Genomic DNA, 21941 nt, shown 5'->3' with positions numbered 1-21941 from the left:
CGTCAACGCGGGCCCCGACGCCGGTTCCGACGCGCGTTCCGGCGCCCGGTTCCGACACCGGCGGCCACGCACGTTCGGCGCGAGCCCCGACGCCAGGTCAGTTGACCGAGCGTACCCGCAACGCCCGCCGCAGCTCGTCGAGTTGGTCACCCAACGCGCGGCGCAGCGCCGGGGACGGCGCCTGGCCGGCCAGGCACTTCTCGCCCAGGGCGAGCGTCTCCGCCTCGACGAACGGCCAGGGGAAGCCCGACTGGCTGACCATCAACGCCAGCGCGTGGCCCCGCCGTGCGGCCAGCTCGGCGGCGGCCGGGAAGTAGCGCGCCACGTAGGGCGCCAGCAGCCCCCGCTGCTCCGACTGCCAGAAGCCCTCGGCGGTCGCCCCGAACAGGTAGTTGGAGAGCCGGTCGGCCGGGTCGAACATGGCTTCCCAGGCTTCCTCCTTGGCCGCCGCGTCCGGCAGCGCGGCCCGGCAGCGCGCGGCGCCCTCCTCGCCGGTGGCGCTGGTGTCCCTGGCCGCCTCGGCGGCGATCTCCGCCCGGTCGGTCGCGCCCAGCGCCGCCAGCCGGTGCAGCATGCGCCACCGCAGGTCCTGGTCCAGCTCGGGGCCACCCGGCACCGCGCCGGCCCGCCACCACTCCAACAGGGTGTCCGGCGTGTCCGTGGCCGCGATCGCGGCCCGCACCGCCGTCAACAGCCGCGCCTGGTCGCCGCCGGCACCGGCCCGCAGCTGCTCGGTGATCCGCCGGATCAGCGCCAGCGCCTCGGCCTTCCGGTCGTCCGGCAGGTAACGGCCGGCCAGCGGCCCGCCGGCGAACCGCAGCACCTCGCTGACGATCACCTGCGCGGCCTCCCCCGGCAGGTGCCGGCGGGCGGCCTCCAGATAGTCGAACGGGGCCAGTTCGCCGTCCCTGACCATGTCGCGCGCCGCGTTCCACACCACGGTGCGGCTCAGCGGGTCGGGCAGGCTGGTCAGGGTGCGCAGCGCGGTCGCCCAGGAACGTTCGTCCAGCCGCACCTTGGCGTAGCTGAGGTCCCCGTCGTTGACCACCAGCAGGTCGGGCCGGCCGCCGGGGAAGACGTGCTCGGTGGTCGCCTCCGCGGCCCCGCCGACCAGTTCGACCTCGTACTGGGCCCGCGGCAGCACCCGTTCCGGCCGGGTCGGGTCGAGGTCGTAGGCACCCAGCCGGAGCCGGTGTGGCCGCCCGCCGGCGTGCGTCAGGTGCAGCCGCCAGCCGTCCTCGCCGCCCTCGGTGCCCAGCGCGGCCCCGACCGGTCGGGGGGTGAGGGTGTCCGGGCCGCTGGTGCGCAGCCAGGCCTCCGCCCAGGTGGGCACGGGACGGCCGGAGGCGCGGGCCATCGAGTCGATGAAGTCGGCCAGCGTGGCGTTGCCGAACCGGTGCCGCGCGAAGTGGTCGTTGACGCCGGCGAGGAAGGTGTCCTGGCCCAGCCAGGCGACGAGTTGGCGCAGCGCCGAGGCGCCCTTGGCGTACGAGATGCCGTCGAAGTTGAGCCAGGCGGACGCGGTGTCCGGCACCGCGTCCGGCTCGGGCGCCACCGGGTGGGTGGACGGGCGCTGGTCGGCGTCGTACCCCCAGCCCTTGCGGACCATGGCGAACTCGGTCCACGGCTGGAAGTCGGTGGCCTCGGTCAGCACCTGGTAGCCGAGGTACTCGGCGAAGGACTCGTTCAGCCAGACGTCGTCCCACCAGCGCAGGGTGACCAGGTCGCCGAACCACATGTGGGCCATCTCGTGCGCGATGACCACCCCGCGCGTCTCGCGCTCGGTGTCGGTGACGGCGGACCGGAAGACGTAGGTGTCCCGGAAGGTGACCAGGCCCGGGTTCTCCATCGCGCCGGCGTTGAACTCCGGCACGAACGCCTGGTCGTAGGAGTCGAACGGGTAGGGCTCGTCGAAGATCTCGTGGTAGCGGTCGAAGCACCGCCGGGTGATGTCGAACAGTTCCTCGGCGTCCCGGTCCAGCTCGGCGGCGAGCGAGCGGCGCGCGTGCAGCCCGAACGGCAGCCCGGCGTGCTCGGTGCGCACCGAGTGGTACGGGCCGGCGGCCACCGCGAGCAGGTAGGTGGAGATCGGCGGGGTCGGCGCGCAGCGCCAGCGGCCCGGCTGGTCCGGCTCCCGGGTGGCGCGGCCGTTGCCCAGCACCGTCCACTCCCCGGGCGCGGTGACCGCGACCTCGAAGACGGCCTTCAGGTCGGGCTGGTCGAAGGCGGCGAAGACCAGCGGCGCGTCCGTCATGCAGCACATGCTGTAGAGGTAGGTCAGCCCGTCGGCCGGGTCGGTGAACCGGTGCATCCCCTCCCCGGTGCGCGAGTAGGGCATCTCGGCGACCACGGTCAACTCGTGCTCGCCCGCGGTGAGTCCGCGCAGCGGCAGCCGGCCGTCCGCCAGCTCGGCCGGGTCCAGCGACTGGCCGTCCAGGGTCGCGGAGCGCAGGCTGGTGGGCCGCGCCTCCACGAAGGTGTCACCGGCCTCCCGGGCGGTGAACCGGATGGTGGTGGTGGAGCCGAAGACGGTGTCGCCCCGGGTGAGGTCGAGGTCGACGAGGTACCGCTCGACGGTCAGCAGGCGGGCGCGGGCCTCCGCTTCGAGGCGGGTGAGTGTAGCCATGGCGCCATGCTGCCGCACCGCCGGCCGCCGACCCAACGGGTTCCCGCCCGGGCGGCGCGCCGAGCCGCTCGGAGGCCGCCCGCGGCGGCCGGGGGCGGCGCGAACACCCAGCTCACTCCGCCGAGTTGGGGCCGCCGTCGGGTGCCCCGCCAGGCACGTTGTCAGTACGCTCCGCTACTCTTCCGCCGCAGCGTTGAGAAGCCCGCGCGGGTGCGTCGGCCCCTCGCGGCAACCGGTCCGCCCGCCAGCAGGTAAGGGAGTCAGATGCGCATAGGGATCACCGGCCACCGAGGTCTGCCGGAGGAGGTCGCCGTCTGGACGCGCGCCGCGCTGCGCGCCGAGGTCTCGCGCACCGCGCCCGAGGCGCTGGTGGGCGTCTCCTGCCTCGCCGACGGGCCCGACTCCTGGTTCGCCCGCACGGTGCTGGAGCTGGGCGGGCGGCTTGAGGTGGTGATACCCGCCGACGACTACCGCGGGCTGCTGCCGGCCGAGCAGCACGCCGAGTACGACGCGCTGTTGGCCGCGGCCGCCCAGGTGCACCACACCGGGCTGGCCGTCGCCGACGACCAGGCGTTGATGACCGCGAGCGAGGTGCTGGTGGGGCTGGTGGACCGGCTGCTCGCCGTGTGGGACGGCGAGCCGGCCCGCGGCTTCGGCGGCACCGGGGACGTGGTGACCTACGCCCGCCAGGTCGACCTGCCGGTGCGGGTGCTCTGGCCGCAGGGCGCCAGGCGCGGCTGACCCGGCGGCGGGCGGTCGGGGGCGGCGGCCCGCCGGCGGCGGGGGGCCGGGGCGGGGCAGTGGCACCGGGGGCGGCGGCGCGGCGATGGGGCGGAGCAGTGGCACGCCGGTGGTGGCGAGGGGGCAGTGGCACGGCGGCGGGGCGGGCAGTGGCGCGGCGGCGATGGCACGGGCGTGCGGCCGGGGACGGCCGGCCGGGGACGGCCGGCGGTCCGCCACGGCGGCGGGGCGAAGGGCCCGGCCGGGGCGGTCAGCCGGCGGCCGCCCCGTCGCCCGCGACGTCACCGGTCAGCCGCTCGCCGGCGATCGTCTCGTGGTGCCGGATGACCTCGGCGATGATGAAGTTGAGCAGCTTCTCGGCGAAGGCCGGATCCAGCTTGGCGCTCTCGGCCAGCTCGCGCAGCCGTATGATCTGCCGGGCCTCGCGGGCCGGGTCGGCGGGGGGCAGCTGGTGGTCGGCCTTGAGCCGGCCGACCCGCTGGGTGCACTTGAAGCGCTCGGCCAGCATGTGCACCACGGCCGCGTCGATGTTGTCGATGCTGTCGCGCAACGCGGCCAGCTCCCCGCGGACGCTCTCGTCCAGGCCGCCCGTCGTGCGGGACCCCTCGCTGTTCTCCATGGCCACCAGCCTAGTCGTGGGCCCCGGTACCGCTTCCGGAGCGGCGCCGGAACCGGCCACCCGGCCCGGCCCATCTCCCGCTCTCTTCGCAGCTGTTCATCGCCGGTGCGACTTAGGATGGGGGACGCCGTCCCGGCGAACCGGCCGGCCGCGGATGCGTGAGACACGAGGAGTGCCCCGATGGAACCGCTGGCTGCCGGTGACCCCAGGACGGTCGGCCCGTACCAGCTGCTGGGACGGCTGGGTGCCGGCGGCATGGGCGAGGTCTTCCTGGGGCGTGGCCCCCAGGGCCGGACGGCCGCCGTCAAGGTGATCCACGCCCAGCTGGCCGCGGACGCCGACTTCCGGCGCCGTTTCGAACGCGAAGTGGGCGCCGCCAAGCGGGTCAGTCAGCGGTGGACCGCCCCGGTCTGGGAGAGCGACACCACCTCGGCGGTGCCCTGGGTCGCGACCGGCTACCTGCCCGGACCCTCGCTCCACCGGGTGGTCGACGGCCTGCACGGGCCGCTGCCCGATGACACCGTCTGGTCGCTGGCCCACGGGCTGGCCCAGGCGCTCACCGACATCCACGCGGCCGGCCTGGTGCACCGCGACCTGAAGCCGTCCAACGTGCTCGTCACCCTGGAGGGGCCGCGGGTCATCGACTTCGGTATCGCGCGCGCCGCCGACGCCAGCCTGGTCACCCGCACCGGCTCGCTGGTCGGCTCCCCCGGCTACATGCCGCCGGAGCAGATACGCGACGAGCCGCTCACCGGCGCCACCGACGTGTTCGCCCTCGGCGCCGTGCTGGCCTTCGCCAGCACCGGCACCGCCCCCTTCTCGGCCGGCCAGCCCCCGGTGCACACGGTGCTCTACCGGGTGCTGCACGAGGAGCCGGAACTCGGCCCGGCGGACGGTCCGTTGGCCGGCGAGCTGCGGGCGCTGGTGGCCCGCTGCCTGGCCCGCGACCCGGCCGAGCGGCCGTCGCCGGCCGAGCTGGTGGAGGCGACCTCGGCGCGTGGCCGGGCGGCGGTGGACACCGACAGCGGGCTGTGGCTGCCGGCCACCCTGACCTCCCGGCTGGGCCGGGAGGCGGCCGGCCTGCTGGCACTCGACACGCCCGCGCCCACCCGGATCGAGCCGACGCCGACACCCCCGCCGGCCACCCTGCCCAACGCACCGGCCACCCCGCCACCACCCGGCCGGCCGCCCGTGGGCCCGACCACCCCGCCGCCGGACGCGCCCACCATGACCGCGCCACCGGCCGGGCCACCGCCCGGGCCGGGACCCGCGCCCGCCGCCGGCCGGCGCCGGCTGGTGCTGGGCGCGGCGGTGACGGCGGCGGTGGTCACGGCCGCCGCCGTCGGCTGGGCGCTCACCCGGTCATCGGACGAGGACGCCCCCGTCGCCGGCGGCCCCCAGACCTCCGCGCCCGCGCCCGGCGACCCGGGCGAGGACGGCGCGGGCGGGCCGGCCGAGCCGTGGGAGGAACCGGAGGCGCCGCTGCACCACCTGCTGCCGCCGGAGATCCAGGAGTCGGACGAGGTTCTGGTGCACACCGCGATCACCTACCCGCCGATCATGTTCGAGGAGGACGGCGCCTGGACCGGCTTCGAGCCCGAGCTGGCGGCGGCGGCCGGCGAGCTGCTGGGCGTCGAGTTCCGGTACGAACGGCGGGACTACACCTGGTTGTTGCAGGACCTCACCAACCTCGCCGGCGCCGACCTGGACTCCGGCATCGTCGCGATGGCCGCACTGCCCTCCGACAGGACGGACCCGGCCGCGGTGAACCTGGACTTCGTCAACCACTTCCAGGAAGGCCAGGTGCTGGTCACCCGGGAGGGCGTGGCCGGTCCCGCCGACCTGTGCGGCGCGACCGTCGCCAGCTGGGGCGGCGACGAGGCGGAGGAGCTGACCCAGGAGCAGTTCGCGGACGCCGGCTGTGCCACGCCGGTCACCTACTCCGGCCACGAGACCCTGGAGGACGCGCTGGCCGAGGTGGCGGCCGGCGCGGCCGACGCCGCCGCCATGCCCTACGGCTCGGCGGCCGGGCTGCGGCCGGAGATCGAGGAGCACGGCCTGACGGTCAGCGAGCCCTACGCGGTCGAGGCGCGCGGCATCGCGGTCAGCGTCGGGGAGCCGGATCTGCGGGACGCCCTCCAGCAGGCCATCCAGACGCTGATCGACGACGGCACCTACGCCGAGCTGCTGGAGCGCTGGGAGGTGCCGGAGCTGGCGGTGGACTCGGTGACGGTGAACACCGGGGAGTGACAGTGGGCCCCCCTATGCTGCGGGGCATGATCGCGAGCCTGCAGTGTGTCGTCATCGACTGTCCCGACCCCGTCGCGCTGGGCGGTTTCTACCGGGAGGTCCTCGGCTGGGAGCTGGACGCCGCCGATCCGGCCTGGGTGAACCTCACCGGGCCCGGCGGCCGGCGCCTCGCCTTCCAGCACGCGCCCGACCACCAGCCGCCGGCCTGGCCGGACCCGGCCAGGCCGCAGCAGATGCACCTGGATTTCGACGTGCCGACGCTGGCCGACATGCCGGCCGCCGAGGCCCGCGTGCTGGCCCTGGGCGCCACCTTCCTGCACGACAGCGGCGGCCAGAACAGCGGGTTCCGGGTCTACGCGGACCCGGCGGGGCATCCGTTCTGCCTCTGCTACGGCCAGGGCCCGGCCGCCCCCAGCCAGCACACCAGCTGACCTGGCGGGCGCCGGGTCAGGCGTCGGCCGGCCCGGCGCCGTCGATCTCGCCGGCCGGATACGGTGTGCGTCTGCTCTCCGTCAGCAGGCGGCGGTGGAACGCGGCCTGGCCGGCCAGCGCCGCCGCGTGCCGGTCCAGCAGCGCGACCGCCGCGGCCGGCAGGCCGGCCGGCCGCTCGCCCGCGAGCCAGCCGCGGAGGAACGCCTCGTACCCGGCGTGGTCGCGCACACCGTCCAGGAGATGGTGGCGGAGCAGGTGGCCGACGACGTAGACCCGGTCGTAGCCGAGGTGCGCGGCGAGGAACGCCCGCTCTGGCGCGGACAGTTCGAACCGCCGGCTGAGAGCGAGGCCGAGGTCGGCGAAGCAGACCAGCCGGCCGTCGGTCAGCACGTTCCGGAAGTGCGCGTCGAAGTGGACGAAGCCCTGGGCCCGCAGGAAGTCGGCGCCCCCGGTGAGCGCGGCCGCCACCTGGCCCGCCCCGCGGTCAGGACCGGCCCGCTCGGTCAGCCAGTCCGCCAGGGTCCACGGCAGGTGTTCGAGGAAGAGCACCAGGCTGGCGGAGGCCGCGCCGATGGCTTCGAGCCGCCGGCGCACCGCCGGCGACCCGTCCCAGTGGGCGACCGCCCCGTCGATGCCGCCGAACTCGTCGGCGAAGCCCGGCGGTGGGGTGTCCGGCAGCACCCGCCAGTGGTGCAGCAGCGGGAAGCCCGGGTGGTCGCCGCCGAGCACCCAGTCGGTGGTCAACTGGTGCGCGGCCAGCTCGCGCCAGGCGCCGAAGCCGGCGGAGCCGATCCCGTACTGGTAGTGGGTCGGCAGCCCGAACACGTTCGCGGTGGACCGCAGGTGCTCGGGCCGCAGTTCGAGGTCGGTCAGCGGGACCCGCTTGACGAACACCCGCACCCCGCCGACCAGCAGCTCCGCCGACCTGCCGCCGATGCCGGAGCCCAACGGGCCGGCGGAGGCGACGCGTTCGCCGAGGCGCCGGTCGCTGGTCAGGGCCAGCTCCAGGGCGATGGAGCGGTGCCGCGCCAGCCGGGTGGCGCGCTGGTCGGCCGGTTGGCGCACCGGTCCTCCCCTCTCCCGGGCCAGGTCAGCGGAGTGCGCCGGCGGCGAGCCCGGCGGCCAGGCGGCGCTGCACGAGGACGAAGAAGACCAGCACGGGCAGCGTGATCAGGGTGGAGCCGGCCATCACCGCGCCCCAGTCGGTGCTGTACTGGCCGAAGAAGCGGTGCAGGCCGACGGCCGCCGTGTACCGGTCGTCGTCCTGCATGAAGACGAACGCGAAGACGAACTCGTTCCAGGCGACGATGAACGCGAAGACGCTGGTCGCGACCAGCCCGGGCGCGACCAGCGGGAGCAGCACCGAGCGGAACATCCGCCACCAGCCGCAGCCGTCCAGGTAGGCCGCCTCCTCCAGCTCCTGGGGCACGGCGGCGACGAAGCCGCGCAGCGTCCAGATCGCGAACGGCAGTGAGAACGCCAGGTAGACGATGGTCAGCCCGAGCAGGCTGTTGAGCAGCCGCAGGTCGCCCATCTGCAGGAAGAGCGGGATGACCAGCGCCTCCAGCGGCACCATCTGCACCACCAGGACCATCAGCAGCACCTTGGTGCGCAGCCGGAAGCGGAACCTGGCCACCGCGACCGCCGCGAAGAGCGCCAGCGCTCCGGCGAGCAGCACCGTGCCGAGGCCGACCAGCGCCGAGTTGGCCAGGTAGCGGCCGAACTCGCCGGTGTCCAGGACGTACCGGAAGTGGTCCAGGGTGAAGCCCTGGGGCAGCACGGCGGCGCCCCGGTGGTCGGCGGCGGGGTCGAAGGCCGAGGAGACCATCCAGTAGACCGGGAAGAGGCTGAACGCCAGCAGCGCGGCCACCGCCGCCCCCAGCCCGATCCGGCGCCACGGTCCGGTGCGCCTCACCGCTCCTCCCCCTCCCTGGCCAGCACCTTCACATAGCCGACGGTGATGACGAGCAGCAGCAGGGTCAGCAGCACCGCGATCGCCGAGCCGGCCCCGTACTCGTTGCGGCCGAACGACTGGAGGTAGGACCAGACGCCGAGGTTGAGCACCTCGGGGTTGGCGCCGTCGCCGCCCGGCATCAGGTAGATCTGCGCGAACACCTTGAAGTCCCAGATGGTGGAGAGGATGGTCACCACGGCGAAGACCGGACGCAGGGTGGGCACGGTGATCCGCCAGAACCGCTGCCAGGCGCCGGCCCCGTCGATCAGCGCCGCCTCCGGCAGCTCCCTGGGGATGGTGAGCAGCGCGGCGTAGACCGTGATGGCCACGAACGGGAAGCCGTGGTGCACCACGTTGAGGGTGGCGATGGCGTAGAACGACCAGCGGTCGGTGAACCAGTTGGTCTCCCGCGGCTCGATCGCGCCGACCGCGTCCAGGCCGCCGCTGACCACGCCGTTGAGCGGGTCGAAGATCCAGATCCAGACATAGGTGCCGGTGACCGCCGGCATCGCCCAGGCGGTCATCACGACGGTGGAGCAGACCAGCCGCCAGGTCCGGCCCAGCCGGGTGAGCAGCAGCGCCACCAGGGTGCCGAGCACCACCGTGAGCAGCACGCAACCGACGGCGAACAGCACGGTGTTGGGCAGCACGGTGGTCCACAGGAAGGAGTCGCCGAGCAGTCGGCGGTAGTTCTCAAGGCCCGTGTAGTCGCTCTCCCCGGTGTTGATCTCGCGCAGGCCGTAGTCCTGGAAGGAGAGCAGCACCACCCGGGCCAGCGGCCACAGCAGCAGCACCGCCAGCACCGCGAGCGCGGGCGCCAGCAGCAGCCAGGGGCGGGCCGCCCGGCGGCGGGCCGCGCGGCGGGCGGTCCGGCTCCGCCCGGGGGCCGGCCCCGCCTCAGTCGGCAAAGGTCTCGTCCATCTCGGCGGCGGCCGTCTCGGCCGCCTCCTGGACCGAGCGCTCGCCGGAGAGGATGGACTGGAGCATCCGCGGCAGGATCTGTTCGCCCTGGATCACCCCGTACCGGTCGGTGACCGGCAGGCTGGCGCCGGCCGACAGCAGTTGCTCGGCGAACGGCGCCACCAGCGGCTCGTCCCGGGCCCGCAGCTCCGCCACCAGCGAGCGCTGCGCCGGGAAGTAGCCGGTCTGCTCGGCCCAGCGGCTGGCGAAGTCGCCGCTGGTCATCAGCGTGATCAGGGTCCAGACCAGGTCGGGGTGCGGGCTGTTGAAGTCGCCCAGCAGCGAGCCGCCGACGAAGGACGGGGCGAGGCCGCCGTGTTGACCGGGGATCGGGACCACGCCGATCCGGTCGGCCCAGCTCGGGTCGGCGGCCAGCAGCGTGCTGACGGTCCAGTTGCCGTTGATGACCATGACGGACTCGCCGTTCTGGAAGCTGGTCAGCTGGTCGGTCTCCCGCCAGGTCTCGGCGGCGGCCACCGAGAGGCCGTGTTCGGTGGCCAGCGAGGTGTAGAAGGCGATGCCCTCGACGGCCGCCGGCGCGGCGACCGTGGCCCGCCAGCCACCGTCCCCGGTCGGCTCGGCGATCTCGCCGCCGGCGCCCCAGATGAACGGGGCCAGCCCGTGCTCGGCGCCGCCGGGCACCGGGAACGGGATCAGCTCCGGCTCCAGCTCGCGTAACGCCAGCCCGACGTCGCGGAGTTCGTCCCAGGTGGTGGGGGGTGCCAGCTGGTGTTCGGCGAGGATGTCGGCGCGGTAGATCAGCGCCCGCACGCCGGCGTACCAGGGCATGCCGTAGGTGGCGCCGTCGAGGGTGCCGGCCTCGTGGAGCGCGGGGAGCAGGTCGGCGTCGAGGCCGTCCTCGGTGATCCGGGGCGCCAGGTCGGTGAGGGCGCCTGCGGCGCCGAACTCGGCCGCCCAGGTGGTGCCGATCTCGGCCACGTCGGGGAGTTCGCCGCCGGCCATGGCGGTGGTGATCCGGTCGTGGGCGTCGGCCCACTGGATGAGCTGCACGTCGAGGCCGACGCCGGTGCGGTCCTCGAACTCGGCCTTGAGCGCGTCCAGATAGGGCTCGGAGTCGGGGTTGGTGCCCGCCATGATCCACAGCCGGAGGGCGTCCGGCTCGCCGGCCGGGCCGCCGCCGCAGGCGGTGGCCGCGCCGAGGGCGAGCGTCGCGGCCCCGGCCGCCAGCCGGCGCCGCCAGCGCGCGCCGCCGTTCCCGTCAGAAGTGTGCGCCATCGCCTGCCCCTTCCTCACCGTGTCGCCACGGTCACGCGGAAGCCCGATGGTGACGACGTTGTCCAGCCGGGACGCCGGCCACACCTGTGTCGGCGCACCGTTTGTGGGCTGGACCTCTGGCGGTGCGTCCGGGGCGGCGGGGAACCCGCGACCACCGGCGCGCGTCAGACCTGAACACGTCAAGGAGGTACATCGTGCGTACGAGGATGATCGTGCCGGTCGTGACGGTGGCCGGTCTGCTGCTCGCCGGTTGCGGGTCCGACTCGGGCACGTCCGACGGGAGCCAGCAGGACGACCCGGGCCGCAGCGTGCCGGACGAGAACGAGGACGACGCCCCGGAGGAGCGGCCCGACGACGGCACCACCGGCGGCGAGGCCACCGGCGGCGAGGCGGGCGGCGAGGCCGGTGGGGGCGAGGCCGGCGAGGGCACCGACCAGGCCGCCGCGGCCTTCGAGGCCCGGGTCAACGAGGTCGCCGAGAGCTGGCCGGAGCCGGCGCCACCGGGTGACGGCCACGAGCAGCTGACCGGGCTGACCGGGATGGACGCCGCCGACTCGACCGCCGACGAGCTGACCGTGCGGGTCGGCCACGGCCAGTGCGACGCCGACTTCGGCGCCTGGGTGGCGGAGACCGAGGACCTGGTCATCGTGGGCGGCTGGTTCGAGCCGGACCCCGAGGTCCAGATGTGCGCCGAGATCCTGCTGGTGGACGAGGTGCCGGTCGAGCTGAACAGCGAGCTGGGCGACCGGACCGTGGTGGACGCCGTCTCCGGCGAGGAAGTGGCGGTCGAGGCGGGCGCCCTGGGCTGACCACCCGCGCCACGTGCGACGGCGCCCGCCCTCGGTCGGGGAGGGGCGGGCGCCGTCAGTGTCCGTACGACGCTGTACGGCACGTCACTGCCGCCCGGCCCCCGCGGGGGGGCCGGGCTGGGCCTCAGACCGCCAGGGCGCGGTCGGTCGGCTTCACCGGGTAGGGCAGGGTGCTCTCCCCGGTGAGGAAACGGTCCACCCCACGGGCCGCGGCGCGGCCCTCGGCGATGGCCCAGACGATCAGCGACTGGCCGCGGCCGGCGTCACCGGCGACGAAGACGCCGTCCACGTTGGTGGCGTAGCTGGCGTCCCGCGCGATGTTGCCCCGGGCGTCCAGCTCCAGGCCGAACTGCCGCACCAGGCCGTTCTCCTGGTCGGTGCCGGTGAAGCCCATGGCCAGGGTGACCAGCTGGGCCGGGATGCGCCGCTCGGTCCCGGGCAGCTGCGTCAGCTTGCCGTCCTGGAACTCCACCTCGACCAGGTGCAGCCACTGGACGTTGCCCTCCTCGTCGCCCTCGAAGTGGGTGGTGGAGACGGAGTAGACCCGCTCGCCGCCCTCCTCGTGGGCCGAGGTGACCTTGTAGAGCATCGGGAAGGTCGGCCACGGCTGGTGGCCGGCCCGCTCCTCGCCGGGGCGCGGCATGATCTCCAGCTGGGTGACGGAGGCGGCGCCCTGCCGGTGCGCGGTGCCCACGCAGTCGGCGCCGGTGTCGCCGCCGCCGATGACCACCACGTGCTTGCCCTCGGCGGAGATCGGGGAGCGGGTGAGGTCGCCCTCCTGCACCTTGTTGGCCAGCGGCAGGTACTCCATGGCCTGGTACACGCCGGTCAGCTCCCGGCCGGGGACCGGCAGGTCGCGGGCGGTGGTGGCGCCGGCGGCGATCACCACCGCGTCGTACCGCTTGCGCAGCTTCGCCGCGTCCAGGTCCCGACCGATCTCCACCTCGGTGCGGAACTTGGTGCCCTCCGCGCGCATCTGCTCGACCCGCCGGTTGAGGTGCCGCTTCTCCATCTTGAACTCGGGGATGCCGTACCGCAGCAGGCCGCCGATCCGGTCCGAGCGCTCGTAGACGGCGACGGTGTGCCCGGCCCGGGTCAGCTGCTGGGCGGCGGCCAGGCCGGCGGGGCCCGAGCCGATCACCGCGACGGTCTTGCCGGAGAGCCGCTGCGGCGGCTGCGGGGTGACGTCGCCGTTCTCCCACGCCTTGTCGACGATGGTCACCTCGACGTTCTTGATGGTGACCGCCGGGCGGTTGATGCCCAGCACGCACGCCGACTCACAGGGCGCGGGGCAGAGCCGGCCGGTGAACTCCGGGAAGTTGTTGGTCGCGTGCAGCCGCTCGCTGGCCGCCGTCCAGTCGCCCCGGTAGGCGTAGTCGTTCCACTCCGGGATGAGGTTGCCCAGCGGACAGCCGCTGTGACAGAACGGCACCCCGCAGTCCATGCAGCGGCCGGCCTGCTTGCTGATGATCGGCAGCAGCGAGCCGGGGACGTAGACCTCGTTCCAGTCCTTGACCCGCTCGGTGACGGGGCGGGTCGTGGCGACCTCGCGCCGGGTGGTGAGAAAGCCCTTCGGATCAGCCATGGGTCGCCGCCTCCATCATCTTCTCGTGGGTCTCGGACTCGCTGAGTCCGGCTCGCTCGGCGGCGTCCTTGGCGGCGAGCACGGCCTTGTAGGTGGTGGGCATGATCTTGCTGAACCGGGCCACCGCGCTGTCCCAGTCCTTCAGCAGCCGGTCGGCGACGGTGGAGCCGGTCTCCTCGGCGTGCCGGCGCAGCAGGTCACGCAGCCAGCCCTGGTCGGCCTCGTCCAGCGGCTCGATCGCCACCATGCCGGGGTTGACCAGATCGGGGTCGAGATCGACCACGTAGGCGGTGCCACCGGACATGCCGGCCGCGAAGTTCCGCCCGGTGTCGCCGAGCACCACGGCCCGGCCGCCGGTCATGTACTCACAGCCGTGGTCGCCCACGCCCTCGGCGACCACGGTGGCGCCGGAGTTGCGCACGCAGAACCGCTCGCCGACCCGGCCACGCAGGAAGATCTCGCCGCCGGTGGCACCGTAGGCGATGGTGTTCCCCGCGATGGTGGAGAACTCCGGCAGGTGGTCGGCGGCCCGGTCGGGCCGCACCACCACCCGGCCGCCGGAGAGGCCCTTGCCGACGTAGTCGTTGGCGTCGCCCTCCAGCCGCAGGGTGATGCCGCGCGGCAGGAACGCCCCGAAGGACTGGCCGGCCGAGCCGGTGAAGGTGATGTCGATGGTGCCGTCCGGCAGCCCGGCGCCGCCGAACCGCTTGGTCACCGCGTTGCCGAGCATGGTGCCGACGGTGCGGTTGATGTTGCGGACGGCGACCTGGGCGCGCACCGGCTGGGCGTCCTCGGCCCGCTCGGCCGAGAGCGCGTCGGCGGCCAGCCGGATCAGCTCGTTGTCCAGCGCCTTGGCCAGCCCGTGGTCCTGCTCGATGACCTGGCGGCGGGCCGCGCCGGCCGGCAGCTCCGGCACGTACAGCAGCGGGGCCAGGTCGAGGCCCTGGGCCTTCCAGTGGTCCACGGCCCGGGAGACGTCCAGCAGCTCCGCGTGCCCGACCGCCTCCGCCAGGCTGCGGAAGCCCAGCTCGGCGAGCAGCTCGCGGACCTCCTCGGCGATGAACTCGAAGAAGTTGACCACGAACTCGGGCTTGCCGGTGAACCGGGAGCGCAGCTCCGGGTTCTGGGTGGCGATGCCGACCGGGCAGGTGTCCAGGTGGCAGACCCGCATCAGCACACAGCCGGAGACCACCAGCGGGGCGGTGGCGAAGCCGTACTCCTCGGCACCCAGCAGGGCGGCGACCAGCACGTCACGACCGGTCTTCAGCTGACCGTCGGTCTGCACCACGATCCGGTCCCGCAGCCCGTTGAGCAGCAGTGTCTGCTGGGTCTCGGCCAGGCCCAGCTCCCAGGGGCCGCCCGCGTGCTTCAGCGAGGTCAGCGGGGAGGCGCCGGTGCCGCCGTCGTGCCCGGAGATCAGCACCACGTCGGCGTGCGCCTTGGAGACGCCGGCCGCGACCGTGCCCACGCCGACCTCGGAGACCAGCTTCACGTGGATGCGGGCCGCCGGGTTGGCGTTCTTCAGGTCGTGGATGAGCTGCGCCAGGTCCTCGATCGAGTAGATGTCGTGGTGCGGCGGCGGCGAGATCAGCCCGACGCCCGGGGTGGAGTGCCGGGTCCTGGCCACCCACGGGTAGACCTTGTGCCCGGGCAGCTGACCGCCCTCGCCGGGCTTGGCGCCCTGCGCCATCTTGATCTGGATGTCGTCCGCGTGCACCAGGTACTCGCTGGTCACGCCGAACCGACCGGAGGCCACCTGCTTGATGGCGCTGCGCCGGCGCGGGTCGACCAGCCGGTCCGGGTCCTCGCCGCCCTCGCCCGTGTTGGACTTGGCGCCCAGCTGGTTCATGGCGATGGCCAGCGTCTCGTGCGCCTCCTGGGAGATGGAGCCGTAGCTCATCGCGCCGGTGGAGAACCGCTTGACGATCTCGCTGACCGGCTCGACCTCGTCCAGCGGCACCGCGGGCCGCTCGCCGGACCTCAGCTGGAACAGGCCGCGCAGCGTCATCAGCCGCTCGGACTGCTCGTTCACCCGCTGGGTGTACTGGCGGAAGACGTCGTAGCGACCCTCGCGGGTCGAGTGCTGGAGCCGGAAGACCGCCTCCGGGTCGAAGAGGTGCGGCTCGCCCTCCCGACGCCACTGGTACTCGCCGCCGATCTCCAGCGTGCGGTGCGCGGGGGCGACCCCGGAGGACGGGTAGGCCTTGGCGTGCCGGGCGGCCACCTCCTGGGCGATCACGTCGAGACCGGCACCGCCGATCTTGCTGGTGGTGCCGTGGAAGTAGCGCTCCACGAACGACTCGTCCAGCCCGATCGCCTCGAAGACCTGGGCGCCCCGGTAGGAGGCGACGGTGGAGATGCCCATCTTGGACATCACCTTGAGTACGCCCTTGCCGAGCGCCTTGATCAGGTTCCGGATCGCGGTCTCGGCGTCCAGCTCGGGAAGGTAGGTGCCGCGGGCGACCAGGTCCTCGACGGACTCCATGGCCAGGTACGGGTTGACCGCGGCCGCGCCGTAGCCGATCAGCAGCGCCACGTGGTGCACCTCGCGCACGTCGCCCGCCTCCACCAGCAGACCCACCTGGGTGCGCTGCTTGGTGCGGATCAGGTGGTGGTGCACGGCCGAGGTGAGCAGCAGCGACGGGATCGGCGCGTGCTCGGCGTCCGAGTGCCGGTCGGAGAGCACGATGACCCGGGCGCCCTCGGCGATCGCCGCGTCCGCCTCGGCGCAGATCTCGTCCAGCCGCGCGGCCAGCGCCGGGCCGCCGCCCGCCACCCGGTAGAGCCCGGAGAGCGTGGTGGAGGCGAAGCCGGGCAGGTCGCCGTCGGCGTTGATGTGGATCAGGTTGGCCAGCTCGTCGTTGTCGATCACCGGGAACGGCAGCGTCACGCTGTGACAGGACTCGGCGGTCGGCGCCAGCAGGTTGCCCTGCGGGCCGAGCGCGGAGTACAGCGAGGTGACCAGCTCCTCCCGGATGGCGTCCAGCGGCGGGTTGGTGACCTGCGCGAACAGCTGGGTGAAGTAGTCGAAGATCAGCCGGGGGCGGTCGGAGAGCGCGGCGATCGGGGTGTCGGTGCCCATCGAGCCGATCGGCTCGGCGGCGCTCCTGGCCATCGGGGTGAGCAGGACCCGCAGCTCCTCCTCCGTGTACCCGAAGGTCTGCTGGCGGCGGGCGACCGAGGCGTGGGTGTGCACCACGTGCTCGCGCTGCGGCAGGTCGGCCAGCTCGATCAGGCCGTCCGCCAGCCACTCCGCGTAGGGGTGCTCGGCGGCCAGCCGCTCCTTGATCTCGTCGTCCTCGATGATCCGGTGCTCGGCGGTGTCCACCAGGAACATCCGGCCGGGCTGGAGGCGGCCCTTGCGGACCACCCGGGCCGGCTCGATGTCCAGCACGCCGACCTCGGAGGAGAGCACCACGAAACCGTCGTCGGTGACCCAGTAGCGGCCGGGGCGCAGCCCGTTGCGGTCCAGCACGGCGCCGACCTGGACGCCGTCGGTGAAGGTCACGCAGGCCGGGCCGTCCCAGGGCTCCATCATCGTGGAGTGGTACTGGTAGAAGGCGCGTCGGGCCGGGTCCATCGAGGGGTGGTTCTCCCAGGCCTCGGGGACCATCATCAGCACCGCGTGCGGCAGCGAGCGGCCACCGAGGTGCAGCAGTTCAAGGACCTCGTCGAAGGTGGCCGAGTCCGAGGCGTCCGGGGTGCAGACCGGGAACAGCCGGGAGAGCCGCTCCGGGTCGCCGAACAGGTCGGTGGCCAGCTGCGACTCGCGGGCCCTCATCCAGTTCCGGTTGCCCTTGACGGTGTTGATCTCACCGTTGTGCGCGACGAAGCGGTACGGGTGGGCCAGCGGCCAGGACGGGAAGGTGTTGGTGGAGAACCGCGAGTGGACCAGGGCGACGGCGCTGGCCAGCCGGCGGTCGGAGAGGTCCGGGTAGAAGGGCTCCAGCTGGCCGGTGGTCAGCATGCCCTTGTAGACGATGGTGCGGCTGGAGAGCGACGGGAAGTAGATCCCGGCCTCCCGCTCGGCGCGCTTGCGCAGCGCGAAGACGACGCGGTCCAGCTCCAGGCCGGCGCGGCGGCCCGCCTGGTCGGCGACGAAGAGCTGCCGGAAGGTCGGCATGACCTCCCGGGCGGCCGCGCCCAGCAGCTGGGGGGCGACGGGGACCTCGCGCCAGCCGAGGACGGTCAGGCCCTCCTCGGCGGCGATGGCCTCGATCCGGGCGACCGCGTCCGGCACCTCGGCGGGCTCGCCGGGGAGGAAGGCGATGCCCACGGCGTAGCCGCCGGCCGGCGGCAGTTCGAAGGGGACCTGCTCGCGCAGGAAGGCGTCGGGGACCTGGATCAGGATGCCCGCACCGTCGCCGGTGTCCGGGTCCGAGCCGGTCGCCCCGCGGTGCTCCAGATTGCGGAGGACGGCAAGCGCCTGGTCAACCAGCTGATGGCTGGGCTCACCGGTCAGCGTGGCCACGAAGCCGACGCCACACGCGTCGTGCTCGTCGCGCGGGTCGTACATCCCCTGCTTGACCGGATGGGACGCAGAACGCATCGGCTCTCCCGTCGTCGTCTTGGTCTGATGACTTCCGAGGGACGACGCTGGCCCTGGCGTTGGTTAAATTTTCGTGCAGGTTACACGATGACCCGATTCCCGGGAAGTGGATACCGCAGTCCACGATACGGACTTCGCCGGCGGGTTCACGCCGGAGATGAGGGGAAATGACCACCCAGACCGGGTGGGGAAGCGGACGCCGCTGTCCGTTCTGGCGTCCAGGCACATGCCCGACGTCCATCAAGTGAAACCACCCGGAAACAAAAGCTCATGCCGTAGCACGCCAAATGGACGAACGTACCCCATCAAGGCCGTATTCCGGACTCCGCCCGATCACGCCCGATCCCGGCGGAGACGTGCTCCAGGGTAGGTCAGCCGGCCGCCCGAGCGAAGACCCTGACAGCAAGCGGTTTCGGCGACCTCGCCGGGCGCCCCGCCGGGGCGCTTCCCGCCGGGTGGGCACGGCGCGCGCGGGGTGGAGTGGGGGCGCCGGTCAGCTGTCGGCGGCCTCCGCCTTGCTGGCCTTGCTGGTCTTGCTGGTCTTGGCGGCCTTGCCGGTCTTCGCCGGCTTGGTCAGCTCGGCGGTCCTGGCCGGCTTGGCGGCCTCGGTGGTCGCCGGCGTGGCCTCGGTGGTGGCCTGGGCCGTGGCCTCGGTGGTGGCCTGGGCCGTGACCTCGGCGGACTGGTCGGCCTCGGTGCGCTCGGCGGTCTCGCCGGCGCCGGCCGTCCCGGCCGCCGGGGTCGCGTCCACCGTGGTCCGGCCGGCCCTGGCCTCGGCCGAAGCGGACCGTTCGGCGTCCTGCGCGCCCTTGCCAGCCGGGGCGTCCTTGGCCAGGTGGGGGCCCTGCGCGTCCTCGCCGGCCGCGGCGTCCGCGGTCGGTCCGGCCGGCTCGTCCGGGTGCGGCTCCACGTTCTCCTCGCGTCCCGGGGAGCGGCGGGCCGAGAGCCACAGGTAGGCCACGGCGGCCAGGAAGACGGCGACCGAGGTCCAGTTGTTCAGCCGCAGGCCCAGGAACTCGTGCGCCTCGTCGATCCGCAGGTACTCGATCCAGAACCGGCCCACCGTGTAGGCCGCCACGTAGAGCGCGAAGGCCCGGCCGTGGCCCAGCCGGAACCGGCGGTCCGCCCAGATCACCAGGAAGCCCACGCCCACGCACCACAGCGACTCGTAGAGGAACGTGGGGTGGAAGGTGCCGACGTCCATGCCGTTGTCGATCTCGACCGCCCACGGCACGTCGGTCTCCCGGCCGTAGAGCTCCTGGTTGAACCAGTTCCCCCAGCGGCCGATGCCCTGGGCGAAGGCGATGCCGGGGGCGATGGCGTCGGCCATCGGCGGGAGCGCGATGCCGCGCCGGCGGCAGGCGATCCAGGCGCCGACCGCGCCACCGGCGATCGCGCCCCAGATGCCGATACCGCCGTCCCAGATGGCGAACGCGTCCCAGGGGTCCTCGCCCTCGGCGAAGTACAGCTGGTAGTCGGTGACCACGTGGTAGATCCGTGCCCCGACCAGGCCGAAGGGCACCGCCCAGACGGCGATGTCCGCGACCGTGCCCGGTTGGCCGCCCCGCTGCACCCAGCGTCGGCCGCCCAACCAGATGGCCAGGAAGACACCGATGATGATGCACACCGCGTAACCGCGCAGTGGCAGCGGCCCCAGCTCGATCTCGCTGGTGCCCGGACTGGGGATAGAGGCAAGGATCTCCATGGTGGGGACGACGCTATCGTGCCGCGCAGGCACAGTGGTATCCCGAGGGGGGGTTGGCCGGCCGTGTCACCCCGGGCCGGCCGGCCGGGCCCCGCTCAGCCGGCCAGCTCGGCAACGCGTTCCCGCAGGTAGTCGGTGGTGAAGGGGGTGTCCGCCTGGCCCAGCTGGTCGCCGTTGAGCAGCACCGTGGGGGTGGCGGCGTGGTCGCCGTTCAGGAAGTCACCGTTGGCACGGCTCACCCAGTCGTCGTGGGTGCCGTCCTCGACACAGGTCTGGAAGGCCGCGCCGTCCAGCCCGTCGACCTGGCGGCCCAGCTCGATCAGCCAGGACTTGTCGCCGAAGGCGTCGTCGGTCTCGGCCGGCTGGTTCTCGAAGAGCAGGTCGTGGTACTCGGGGAAGACACCCTGGTCGCGGGCGCAGGCCGCGGCGTTGGCCGCGTACCGGGAGCCGGTGCCGCGCATGTTGCCGTCGATGATGGTGACCAGGTGGTAGTCGACGCGCAGCTGGCCGGCGTCGACCAGCTCGTTGACGGTCCCCCGGAAGGTGTTCTCGAACTGGGCGCAGGCCGGACAGCGGAAGTCCTCGTAGACCGTCAGCACGGCCGGCGCCGCCGGGTCGCCCACCGCGATCGGCTCGGCCGCCGGGCCGGAGTTGTCGTCGTCGTTCCCGCTGCCGGCGGCGAGGAAGCCGGCGCCGGCGGCGACGCCGAGGACCACCACCCCGATACCGAGCACCTTCGCCAGCCGCAGCCGCCGCTCCCCGGCCCGTCGCCGCTCGCGTTCCTCCCGCAGTCGCTCCCTGGCGCTGCGCTGTCCCTCTCGGTTCCGTGCACTCACGCCTGGCCAACGACACCGGGCCGGCCAGGACACGCCCGGAACGGGCGCGTCCAGCCGGGCGGGGTCAGGTGACGCGGCCCGGCGCGTCTCGTTCGCCCTGGTGTGAGATCCCCGAGTGTGCGGCCCCTGGGCGCGACGGAACCGAAGGAACCGACAGCGGCGGAGCGACCGGTCGGGTCGGTGGTGGTGGAGCCGCCGCCCCCGGCCCCCGACCCGCCGGACGGCGGGCCGCGTGGCGAGCTGGTGGCGGCCGCCGTGGCGGCGCTGCTCTTCGCGGCCTCGGCCGTGATCGGCACGGCGATCAACGACGGCGACCGACTGCGGCTCCAGTCGCCGCCGCTGCTGGCGAGCTGGGCGCCGCACCTGGGCCCCGGGACGGTGCCGGCGCTGCTGCTGGCCGGGCTCGGGCTGCTCTACGGGCCGACGCTGGCGCGCCGACTGCCCTGGCGCTGGCTGCTGCCGGCGACCTGGGCGGCCTCCGTGGGCTGGCTGCTGACCCTGGCCTGGATCGACGGCTGGCACCGTGGGGTGGTCAACAACCTGGAGACCAAGCACGAGTACCTGCGGTCGGTCGCCGAGATCAACGCGATGCCGGGGCTCGGCCACTTCCTCACCGGCTTCGTCGAACGGATTCCGCTGGACGCGGTGGACAACTGGCCGGCGCACGTGGCGGGCCACCCGCCGGGGGCCACCCTGACCTTCGTGCTGCTGGACCGGACGGGGCTCGTCGGCGGCATCTGGGCCTCGCTGTTCTGCGTGCTGTCGGCCGCCACGGTGCCGGCGGCGGTGCTGCTGACGGTGCGGGCGCTGAGCGGGGAGCGGTTGGCGCGGCGGGCCGCGCCGTTCCTGGTGCTGGCGCCGGCCGCGGTCTGGCTCGGGGTGTCGGCGGACGCCTACTTCGCCGCGGTGGCGGCCTGGGCGGTGGCGCTGTTGACGCTGGCGGCCCGCTGGCGGGGCCGGGACGCGGGGCGCGGCTGGCGCTGGCGGGCGGCGGCGCTGGGCTCGGGGGTGTGCTTCGGGCTGCTGGTCTACCTCAGCTACGGGCTGACGCTGATGGCGCTGGTCGGGGTGGCGGTGCTGGCGCTGACCCGGCAGTGGCGGCCGGTGCCCTATGTGCTGCTGGGGGTGGCCGGCTGGGTGACGCTCTTCACCGCCGGCGGCTTCTGGTGGTACGAGGGGTACCAGGTGCTGGTCGACCGGTACTACGCGGGCGCCGGTGGGCAGCGCCCCTACGGGTACTTCGTCTGGGCGAACATCGCGGCCCAGGTGTTGACGGTCGGGCTGGCCACCGCGGCAGCGCTCTGGCACGGCGCGCGCCGACTGCCGTCCGGCCTGCGGGCGTTGGCGCCGGGCCGGCCGGCGCCGGGCGGGCGCCGGGCGCTGGTGGTGCTGGTGGCCTCGGCGCTGGCGGCGCTGCTGGTGGCCGACCTCTCCGGGATGAGCAAGGCGGAGACGGAACGGATCTGGCTGCCGTTCGTGGTCTGGGTGCTGCCGGCGACGGCGCTGCTGCCGGAGCGCCGGGCCCGGTGGTGGCTGGCCGCCCAGGTGGTGATGGCGCTGCTGGTGAACCACCTCTACCGGACCTCCTGGTAGCCCGGCGGCCCCCGGCCCCGGTCCGCTGTCCGGCGGGCCGGGGCCG

At 73.9% G+C, this 21941-nt stretch carries 14 protein-coding genes and 1 pseudogene; 5 read left to right on the top strand and 10 right to left on the bottom strand.

Translation table 11 applies throughout. The annotated features are described in order from the left end of the window. Positions 1–97: 97 nt before the first annotated feature. Positions 98–2626 carry an aminopeptidase N gene (gene pepN / locus RM844_RS02010; protein ID WP_311663932.1) on the bottom strand — a complete coding sequence of 843 codons (2529 nt, stop codon included), beginning with the start codon at positions 2624–2626 and terminating at the stop codon, positions 98–100. 264 nt (positions 2627–2890) lie between these two features. Between pepN and RM844_RS02005 the strand changes: the two genes are divergently transcribed. Beyond that, positions 2891–3367 (top strand): hypothetical protein, encoded by a 477-nt coding sequence (locus tag RM844_RS02005; protein WP_311663930.1) that lies wholly within the window; start codon positions 2891–2893, stop codon positions 3365–3367. A gap of 250 nt (positions 3368–3617) precedes the next feature. Here the strand turns inward: RM844_RS02005 and RM844_RS02000 are convergent, their stop codons facing one another. Continuing rightward, positions 3618–3986 carry a chorismate mutase gene (locus RM844_RS02000; RefSeq protein ID WP_311663928.1) on the bottom strand — a complete coding sequence of 123 codons (369 nt, stop codon included), beginning with the start codon at positions 3984–3986 and terminating at the stop codon, positions 3618–3620. A gap of 180 nt (positions 3987–4166) precedes the next feature. Here RM844_RS02000 and RM844_RS01995 point away from each other — a divergent pair, with 180 nt between their 5' ends. Both RM844_RS01995 and RM844_RS01990 read left to right on the top strand, forming a co-directional pair. Then, on the top strand, positions 4167–6236 hold the full coding sequence (locus RM844_RS01995; protein ID WP_311663926.1) for a serine/threonine-protein kinase: 2070 nt from the start codon (positions 4167–4169) through the stop codon (positions 6234–6236). 26 nt (positions 6237–6262) lie between these two features. After that, entirely contained in the window at positions 6263–6667 is a 405-nt protein-coding gene (locus RM844_RS01990; RefSeq protein ID WP_311663924.1) for a VOC family protein, read from the top strand. Positions 6668–6683: 16 nt separating this feature from the next. Here the strand turns inward: RM844_RS01990 and RM844_RS01985 are convergent, their stop codons facing one another. From RM844_RS01985 to RM844_RS01970, 4 genes are read right to left on the bottom strand one after another with little or no spacing between them, the layout of a single operon-like run. Further along, positions 6684–7733 carry a protein kinase family protein gene (locus tag RM844_RS01985; protein ID WP_311663922.1) on the bottom strand — a complete coding sequence of 350 codons (1050 nt, stop codon included), beginning with the start codon at positions 7731–7733 and terminating at the stop codon, positions 6684–6686. Between the two features lie 25 nt (positions 7734–7758). Then, the gene (locus tag RM844_RS01980) at positions 7759–8583 is read right to left on the bottom strand and encodes a carbohydrate ABC transporter permease (RefSeq protein ID WP_311663920.1); all 825 of its coding nucleotides are present in this window, start codon (positions 8581–8583) and stop codon (positions 7759–7761) included. Continuing rightward, positions 8580–9530 (bottom strand): carbohydrate ABC transporter permease, encoded by a 951-nt coding sequence (locus RM844_RS01975; RefSeq protein ID WP_311663918.1) that lies wholly within the window; start codon positions 9528–9530, stop codon positions 8580–8582. The genes RM844_RS01980 and RM844_RS01975 overlap by 4 nt, the downstream gene beginning before the upstream one ends. Then, positions 9520–10818 (bottom strand): extracellular solute-binding protein, encoded by a 1299-nt coding sequence (locus RM844_RS01970; RefSeq protein WP_311663916.1) that lies wholly within the window; start codon positions 10816–10818, stop codon positions 9520–9522. Before RM844_RS01970 ends, RM844_RS01975 begins: the two co-directional genes overlap by 11 nt. 194 nt (positions 10819–11012) lie before the next feature. Here RM844_RS01970 and RM844_RS01965 point away from each other — a divergent pair, with 194 nt between their 5' ends. Then, a complete protein-coding gene (locus tag RM844_RS01965) occupies positions 11013–11627 on the top strand; it encodes a hypothetical protein (protein ID WP_311663914.1) in 615 nt (204 codons plus the stop codon). Between the two features lie 124 nt (positions 11628–11751). On the opposite strand, the gene RM844_RS01960 is transcribed toward RM844_RS01965, so the two are convergent. From RM844_RS01960 to RM844_RS01945, 4 genes and pseudogenes are all read right to left on the bottom strand, one after another. After that, positions 11752–13212, bottom strand: coding sequence for a glutamate synthase subunit beta (locus RM844_RS01960; protein ID WP_311663912.1), 1461 nt, complete (start codon positions 13210–13212; stop codon positions 11752–11754). Continuing rightward, positions 13205–17761, bottom strand: coding sequence for a glutamate synthase large subunit (gene gltB, locus RM844_RS01955; protein WP_311663910.1), 4557 nt, complete (start codon positions 17759–17761; stop codon positions 13205–13207). The genes RM844_RS01960 and gltB overlap by 8 nt, the downstream gene beginning before the upstream one ends. Before the next feature lie 721 nt (positions 17762–18482). Next, positions 18483–19466: pseudogene (gene lgt / locus RM844_RS01950) on the bottom strand (prolipoprotein diacylglyceryl transferase); the annotation flags it as partial. A gap of 95 nt (positions 19467–19561) precedes the next feature. After that, the gene (locus RM844_RS01945) at positions 19562–20302 is read right to left on the bottom strand and encodes a DsbA family protein (protein WP_311663906.1); all 741 of its coding nucleotides are present in this window, start codon (positions 20300–20302) and stop codon (positions 19562–19564) included. 186 nt (positions 20303–20488) lie between these two features. Here RM844_RS01945 and RM844_RS01940 point away from each other — a divergent pair, with 186 nt between their 5' ends. After that, positions 20489–21895, top strand: coding sequence for a hypothetical protein (locus RM844_RS01940; protein WP_311663904.1), 1407 nt, complete (start codon positions 20489–20491; stop codon positions 21893–21895). Positions 21896–21941: the final 46 nt, after the last annotated feature.

The organism is Streptomyces chisholmiae (assembly GCF_031845445.1).
GTDB classification, from domain to species: domain Bacteria; phylum Actinomycetota; class Actinomycetes; order Streptomycetales; family Streptomycetaceae; genus Streptomyces; species Streptomyces chisholmiae.
The sequence above is the reverse complement of the archived record's forward strand: the minus strand, read 5'-3'. Positions and strand labels throughout refer to the sequence as shown.